At 37.3% G+C, this 7,744-nt stretch carries 7 protein-coding genes; all 7 read right to left on the bottom strand.

Going from position 1 to position 7,744, the window contains the following annotated elements; all coding sequences use genetic code 11:
* Positions 1-236: 236 nt before the first annotated feature.
* Positions 237-374, bottom strand: a complete 138-nt coding sequence (locus tag B9N62_RS08580) for a diadenosine tetraphosphate hydrolase (protein WP_085657902.1) — start codon at positions 372-374, stop codon at positions 237-239.
* Positions 375-1,061 (bottom strand): hypothetical protein, encoded by a 687-nt coding sequence (locus B9N62_RS08575; protein WP_087585141.1) that lies wholly within the window; start codon positions 1,059-1,061, stop codon positions 375-377.
* Positions 1,062-1,088: 27 nt separating this feature from the next.
* Positions 1,089-1,316, bottom strand: a complete 228-nt coding sequence (locus B9N62_RS08570) for a hypothetical protein (protein ID WP_021090435.1) — start codon at positions 1,314-1,316, stop codon at positions 1,089-1,091.
* Positions 1,306-2,715: an efflux transporter outer membrane subunit gene (locus B9N62_RS08565; RefSeq protein ID WP_087585140.1), complete on the bottom strand. Its 1,410-nt coding sequence runs from the start codon at positions 2,713-2,715 to the stop codon at positions 1,306-1,308. The genes B9N62_RS08570 and B9N62_RS08565 overlap by 11 nt, the downstream gene beginning before the upstream one ends.
* Complete coding sequence (locus tag B9N62_RS08560) at positions 2,705-5,830, bottom strand: efflux RND transporter permease subunit (protein ID WP_087585139.1); 3,126 nt, start codon at positions 5,828-5,830, stop codon at positions 2,705-2,707. The genes B9N62_RS08565 and B9N62_RS08560 overlap by 11 nt, the downstream gene beginning before the upstream one ends.
* Before the next feature lie 10 nt (positions 5,831-5,840).
* Positions 5,841-7,001 (bottom strand): efflux RND transporter periplasmic adaptor subunit, encoded by a 1,161-nt coding sequence (locus B9N62_RS08555; RefSeq protein ID WP_087585138.1) that lies wholly within the window; start codon positions 6,999-7,001, stop codon positions 5,841-5,843.
* A gap of 108 nt (positions 7,002-7,109) precedes the next feature.
* The gene (locus B9N62_RS08550) at positions 7,110-7,736 is read right to left on the bottom strand and encodes a TetR/AcrR family transcriptional regulator (RefSeq protein ID WP_087585137.1); all 627 of its coding nucleotides are present in this window, start codon (positions 7,734-7,736) and stop codon (positions 7,110-7,112) included.
* Positions 7,737-7,744: the final 8 nt, after the last annotated feature.

Below are 7,744 nucleotides of genomic sequence, written 5' to 3'. Positions count from 1 at the left end.
TTACTTATCTTTTTGTTTGCTTGATTAGCTGAGCAAGCTATTAAGAATATACTTGTTAGAAGTAAGAGTGTTATAGCTAGAAATTTCATTGATTATCCTTTTATGTTTGAAATTTTAGTTTGGATATTTTATTGTTATTGTATTTATAATATTATTAATTTATTATGTGCTGTTTGGGGTTTATTAAAATTTATTATGTAGATAAAAATTTATTCTAAGTATTTTTATAACTTAGTTCATTTATCATAAAGCTCATCAAGTCCATTTCTTTCATTCTCAAATACATTATGAAGCATTGCATAACTTGCATCAGCTATATCAATATAGTCTTTAAAGCAATTTATTAGCTCTTTATTTGATTTTTTAGTTTGCACTTACTTGTCCTTGTTTGCTTTTATGAATTTGTTGTTTGTTAGAATGAATTTGTTTCCACCTGGTATAAAAATTCTCTCTTCATCTTTAAATCTAATTCCCATTCCTTCATCTCCAAATAGTCCATATTTGGTTTTATAGTATGTATAAGACATTGATAATTCAATAGGTACTATTTGGTTATTATCTTCATAGAAGCCTACTAATATTGGTCTATTTGGTGACTTTTTATAGTTATCATTGCCCATAAGCTCTTTTATTTTGCTTATATACTTTTCAGGGATTTCTGCTTTTTTACCAGTATCTCTTTCATAATCTAGCCAACTAGTATAATATCTTTTACCATTTGAGAGGGTTTGAGGGAATTTTTGATCCATGATTTTTAGGTCAGCTCTTTTAAAATTTCTTTTATTATTTTTAAAGAAATCATCCATATAATCGCTTCTTTCTTTTTCTCTTCTCTCTATCTCTTTCTCAAATTTCTCATCAAATATATATACTCCACCATACTGTTTAGCTAAGTTTTCTAGTTCAGAGTTACTTATCTTTTTGTTTGCTTGATTAGCTGAGCAAGCTATTAAGAATATACTTATTAGAAGTAATATAAATGCGGTAAATTTCATAAATAAATTTTTAAAATAAATAATCAAAAATCTAAGAATTTTGCATAATGAAGTCAAGAAGTTCATCTAAGGATTTTGTCCTTAGATGAAAGATTAAGATTTTTTGATCGCTCTAATAGGAATAACAAATATTGCTGCGATCACATAAAAGGCAATACAAAAAACAGCCGCCATCATAAATATCTCGCCGATATCATAAAAGCTTGACTCAAGCCTAAATGTATCAACGTAATTTATCGCAAACCATAATGCTACGCCAAGAGCGATAGCAAAAACAAAAAAACCCCAAGAAAACAAGAAATTTAATATCTTAGTTCCCAATTTCTCTCCTTTGTAATTGTTTTTCTAACTTAAAACCGCCACCAAAAGCTCTATAAACTTCGACTGCGCTATCGACCTCATCAAGCTTTGCTGAGACGTCTTGTAATTTTGCTTGAAGCAAATTTCTCTCCGCATCAAGAAGCTCTAAATGACCAATATAGCCAGCATCATATTGCTCTTTGGCAAGCGAGTAAATTCTTTGTTGGGATTTTAGCAAATTTTTCACTTGTTCTAAAGAAATTTTTGTATTTTGCCTTGAGACAAGCGCATCTCTTACTTCACCAAGGGCCGATTTTACCGCTGCTTCATAATTAACAGCGGCAATTTGTTCATTTGTTTTAGCCACTGCAACATTATTTTTTGTCCTACCAAAATCAAAAATTTTCTGTGCTAAAGAGCCGCCTATGCTCCATGTATTGGCATTTCCAACAAAGATATTTTCAAAATCAATACTTGAAAAGCCAAAAAGTCCAGTAAGTGAAATGCTTGGAAAATACTCAGCCTTTGCCACACCGACAAGAGCATTTGTAGATTTTAGATCAGCCAGTGCCTTTGCTACATCGCTTCTTCTTAGCAAAATTTCAGAGCTAATACCAGCACTTATCTCGGGAGAAGCTGGTAAATTTTGCGAACTAGCAACAGCTCCATTTAAAATTTCATTATTACTTTTACCAGTCAAGATAGCTAGTGAGGTGATAGCTTTCGACTTTGCATTTAATATAGAAGTAAGATTGGCCTTAGCGCTTTCTACCGCTGCCTTACTTTGCAAATAAGTCATCTCGTTTATGCTTCCAAGATCAAGCTGTGTTTTGCGAAGCGCTAGTGTATCTTCATAAGTTTTTAGAGTCTCTCTTAGCACAGCTTCTTGCATATTTAATGAAACTAACGCAAAGTAGCTTTTTGCAACACTTGAGCTGATACTTAGTCTCGCGCTATCGTAGTCAAATTTGGTTGCATTTAGACTTTCTTCGGCTGCTGCTACATTATTTCTTACTCTACCCCAAAGATCAATCTCATAGTTTAATCCTAAATTTATATCTGATTTTCTATAACGAGTTTGTGGTTGTTTAGTATATGTTTCACCGCTACTTTTTGCTTTTTCGTAGCCTACATTTAAATTTATCCCAGGGAGCAAGTCAGCCTCAGCAACGCCAAGGCTTGCCTTTGCTTTCTCTAAATTTAAATATGCAATGCGTAAATCTGTATTTTTCTCAAGTGCGCTTTCGACTAGTGCATTTAAATTTTCATCGTGAAATTCTTTCCACCAAAGATCTCTTATATCGCTTGTCTCGAAAGTATATGTTGAGGTGAAATTTGTATCCACATTTGGCATATCTGGGCGAAACGAGCAACCAGCCAAAAACGCCGCAGTTATAAGTATAAACGCCTTATTTCTCATCTTTTTTTGCTCCCTTTTTCCAGTATTTTTCATTTAAAGTTTCAAGCAAATAGTAAAACAACGGCACGAAAAATATTGCTATCGTAGTAGAAGCGATCATACCGCCAACTACACCAGTTCCTAGTGAGTGGCGAGATGCAGCACCTGCGCCTGAGCTGATAACCATCGGGAAGACGCCTAGAGTAAATGCGATTGATGTCATTACAATTGGTCTAAAGCGAAGTTTGGCCGCGTTTATCGCTGCGTCAAATATACTCTTACCGCTCTCGCGCTCTTGCATGGCAAATTCGACGATCAAGATAGCGTTTTTGGCCGCTAGACCGATTAGAAGCAAGAGTCCGATCTCAAAGTAGATATCGTTTGTTAGCCCTCTTAACCAAACAGCAAGCAACGAGCCAAATACCGCAAACGGCACGGCAGTGATGACTGCTAGTGGGATGAGCCATCTTTCGTACTGGGCGGCAAGGATCAAAAAGACAAAGATCATACCAAAGATAAAGGCGGTTGTGCCTGTTCCTTGAGAATTTACCTCTTGATATGCCGTTCCAGCCCAGCTTATGGCGTACTCATCGCTACTTAGAGTGTCATTTACGACCTCTTGGATCGCTCTTATCGCATCGCCTGATGTGTAGCCAGGTTTTGGATCGCCCATGATCTTAGCTGATGGAAAGAGGTTAAATCTATCAACGATATCAGGTCCGATCGATCTCGTAAGCGTTGCGACCGAATTTAGTGGTACCATGCCGCCATCATTTGAGCGGACAAAAATTTTCCTTAGATCCTCAGGGTTGTTTCTAAAGTTATCACTAGCTCTTGCATATACACGGTAAGATTTACCAGCAAGGTTGAAATCGTTTATGTAGTATGAGCCAAAAGTAGCGGCTATGGCGCTAAAAATTTCATTCTCGCTTACGCCAAATAGCTTTGCTTTTTCTCTATCAACTGTTATCTTAAACTGGCGGTAGTTCGTCTCGAGTGTTGTTCTTACGCTTTGTAGCTCAGGCCTTGCATTTGCTGCTGCAGCTACCTTTCTAGCGTCAGCCTCTATCTCGTTGTAGCTCTTGCCGCTCTTGTTTTGCAGGTACATTTCAAAGCCACCAGTCATTGATAGGCCCATGATAGGAGGTAAATTTACAACAAAGGTCATTGAGTTTTTAGAACCCCAAAGCATGCCGTTAAACTGCCCAGCCAAGGCATCTGCACTATCTGCTACACCTTTTCTTTCATTCCAGTCTTTTAGCTTGATAAAGCTAACGGCTGAGTTTTCTCTAAGAGAGCTAGCGAGCATATCATAACCTGCAAAGCCCAGGGTAAATTCGACATTTGGATTGCTCAAAATGGCGTTACCAATAGATTTTACCTCTTCTTTAGTCTTTAGCATATTTGTTGAAGGTGGAAGAGAAGTGATAACCATCAAAGCACCCTTGTCTTCTGAAGGCACAAGCCCTTTTGGCACTTTTTGAAATAGCCCATACGTTGCAAATCCCATGATACCAATGACTATAAAGCTGATAATGACGTGTTTTAAAATTTTTGCCACACCTGCTGTAAAGAGTCTAGTGCTAAAGTCAAAGAAGTCGTTAAATTTCTGAACTATCCAAAATGGCTTGTTCTCTTGTTTTTTAAGCATAACCGCACAAAGTGCTGGCGTAAGAGTAAGAGCAACAAAGCCAGAGATACAAACAGAGACGACAAGTGTTAGCGCAAACTGCTTTTGTATAACGCCTACAAAGCCCTCCATAAAAGATACCGGCACGAAAACTGCGCAAAGAACTAGCACGATAGAGATAACCGGAGTTTGTACCTCCTCCATTGCCTTAAATGTCGCATCTTTTACGCTTATATTTTTATCTTCGTGCAAAATTCTCTCAACGTTTTCTATAACGATGATCGCATCATCCACGACGATGCCTATGGCTAACACCATGGCAAAAAGTGTAATCAAATTTATACTAAAGCCCATCACGTAAAGTCCGCCAAATGTACCTATAATAGAGACTGGCACAGCGAGCATCGGTATAATGGTGGCTCTAAAGCTCTTTAAGAAAAAGTACATTACAACAAGAACAAGTAGCATCGCCTCAATGAAAGTTTTGATAACCTCATTGATAGATACGGTGATAAATTCAGTTGGGTTATAAGCTATGGTGTGCTCTAGACCAACTGGGTAGGTTTTCTTTAGCTCTTCAAGCTTTGCAGCAACTGCCTCTGCAGTTGCAAGTGCGTTTGCATCGTTTTGCAAAAATAGCAAAAGTGGCACTGCTGGCTTGCCATTTAGCATAGCATCTGATGCATAGCTAGCAGCTCCAAGCTCGACTGTGGCGACCTCTTTTAGTTTTACGACGCTGCCATCTTCACTTTTTATCAAAATTTCGCCAAACTGCTTTGGATCTTTAAAACGTCCCTCAGAAACGACCGAGTAAACATAAGGATTCTCGCCTTTTGATGGCTGCTCGCCGATCTTGCCGGCTGCGTATTGTGAGTTTTGAATTTTTACTTGAGAAATGACATCACTTGGAGTTAGTTTAAAATGAGCTAGTCTATCTGGCTTTAGCCAAATTCTCATTGAGTACTCTTTGTTGCCAATGAGCGCTGTATCGCCGATACCTTTTACTCTTTTGATCTCGTCAGCGATGTTTAAATTTACATAGTTATATAGCTCAACTAGGTTCATATTTGGATTTGTAAAGCCAACTACTTGAAGGATCGAGCTACTTCTTTCACGCACCGTTACGCCCATGTTTTGCACCTCTTGAGGTAGCCTTGAAAGGGCAGCTTGGACGCGATTATTTACATCTATCGTAGCTTGTTTTGACGATGAGCCGATCTTAAAATATACGCTTATATTCATTGTACCAGCAGAGCTTGATGTGCTTTGCATATAAAGCATATTTTCGACACCATTTATCTGATCTTCGATCGCACTTGCGACTGAGTCGGCGATAGTCTGCGCGTCAGCACCGCTATATGTCGCAGTTACAGAGACAGTAGGCGGAGTAAGACTTGGATACTCCTCTATTGGAAGCCCCTTTATGCTCATAAGACCTGCTATAACTATGATGATAGATATAACGGTTGCAAATATCGGGCGATTTATGAAAAATTTTGAAAACATCTATCTGCCTTTACTTGCTTTTTGTAGCGTTTGTGTCTTTGCCGTTTATAAATTCTGCACTTAGGTCTTTATCTGTTTCAACTGGTGCGCCAACGCCTATTTTAAGGAAGTTATTTACGATGATCTTATCGCCCTCCTCAAGGCCCTCAGTCACTACGACCATATCTTTTGTTTGGTAGCTAGTTTTTACATTTTTTTGGCTTACTTTGCCATCTTTTACGACTAAAACATAAGTGTTTGTGGCGCTTTGTTGAAGGGCAACTTGCGGGATATTAAAGGCATTTTTTTGCACAAATCCGCTCATCTTTATATGGCCAAACGCACCTGGTAAAATTTTACCCTCGCTATTGTCAAAGCTAGCCTTTGCCAAAACGCTACCAGTTGCCGTATTTACGACGTTATCTATAAATGTCACTTTGCCAGTGAAATTTTCATTGTTTAAATTTAAGACAGCCTCGCTATTTAGTTGCTGCCAAGCGCCGTTATCTAAATTTGCTTTTCTACTTAGATTATCTACATCTGCTATGTAAAAGTCAGCCTCGATCGGATTTATCTTTGTTAGTCTTACAAGCTGGGTTTGGCTTGCTACTACAAGTGAGCCAACATCGACTTTATTATCGCCCACTACGCCGTCAAATGGAGCAACTATGTTTGTGTAGCCTAGATCTATTTTTGCACTTTTTAAATTTGCTTTTGCGCTTACTAAAGTTGCATTTGCTATGTCATAAGCTGCAACGGCTGCGTCGTAGTCTTTTTGAGAGACTGCATTTTTCTTATAAAGGGCAGAAATTCTTTTAAACTCAGTCTCGGCATTTTTTAAATTTGCATTTGCTACGCCAACAGAGGCATCAAGTGAGTCAAAGCTAGCTTGATATTTTTCTGGATCTATCAAAAATAACTTATCGCCCGCTTTTACTTTACTTCCTGGCTTGAAAAACTGCTTTATGATAGTTCCGCCAACTTTTGGATAGATAATAACATCTTGACTACTTACAACCGTTGCGGTGTAATCAAAACTAATAGGTATGTCTGTTTTTTGTGCGATAAAAATATCCACATGAGATAGTGGCATCTGGCGACCTGCTGCCGCTTTATTCTCTTTATTTTCAAAACAACCACTTAGAAATAAAACTGCAACCGAAAGCACAAGAGCACTTTTAAAATTTGCCATAAAAACCTCTCTTAATTTTAAATTTTAATATCATATTTAGTTTTTGTAATAATTGTTACAAAAATTTAAAGTTCTCGATTCTATTAGAAAACAAATAAAAAGTCAATTTTATTTTTTACTAATTCCATCCAAAAACAACTCAACACACAAGCCAATATGCTTTTTACGCTCTTTTTCACTAAGCTTTGGTTCTTCATTTATCAAAAGCGAATCGTAGTAATAAGCCCCAATCACACTTTGTATAAAGTACTTTGCAGCAAATTTGGCTGAAAATTTTGAATCAAGTTTGGCTTTTACCTCATCTCTTTCAAAGAAATTTATAAGCACAAGATCAATCTTTTTTAAAATTTGATCCAAAAACGTCTTACCAAGTTTGCCACCATTTTTAGAACCCTCGCTCATCATTATCCTACCAAGAGAGATATGCCTTTTACTGCAAGTAATAGAAAATATTATGGTTGCAAATTTGGTTAAAAATTCCTTCAAGCTGTGAGAAATTTTAAGATCTATTTTCTCATCGATCTCTTTTATAAGGCTATCTATCTCTTGCTCAACGATCGCCTCAAAAAGCCCCTCTTTGTTCTCAAAAAATGTATAAATGCTAGAAAGCGATCCACCACTTATCGCTACGATGTCACTTAAGCTTGTCTTTTCATATCCTTTTTCTAAAAATAGCTCAAGTGCTGTTTTTACGATAAGTTCGTATCTTTTTTTACCCTTTTCTGAGATTGCCATCTTATTTC

Source organism: Campylobacter concisus (assembly GCF_002165785.1).
Lineage (GTDB): Bacteria > Campylobacterota > Campylobacteria > Campylobacterales > Campylobacteraceae > Campylobacter_A > Campylobacter_A concisus_W.
The sequence above is the reverse complement of the archived record's forward strand: the minus strand, read 5'-3'. Positions and strand labels throughout refer to the sequence as shown.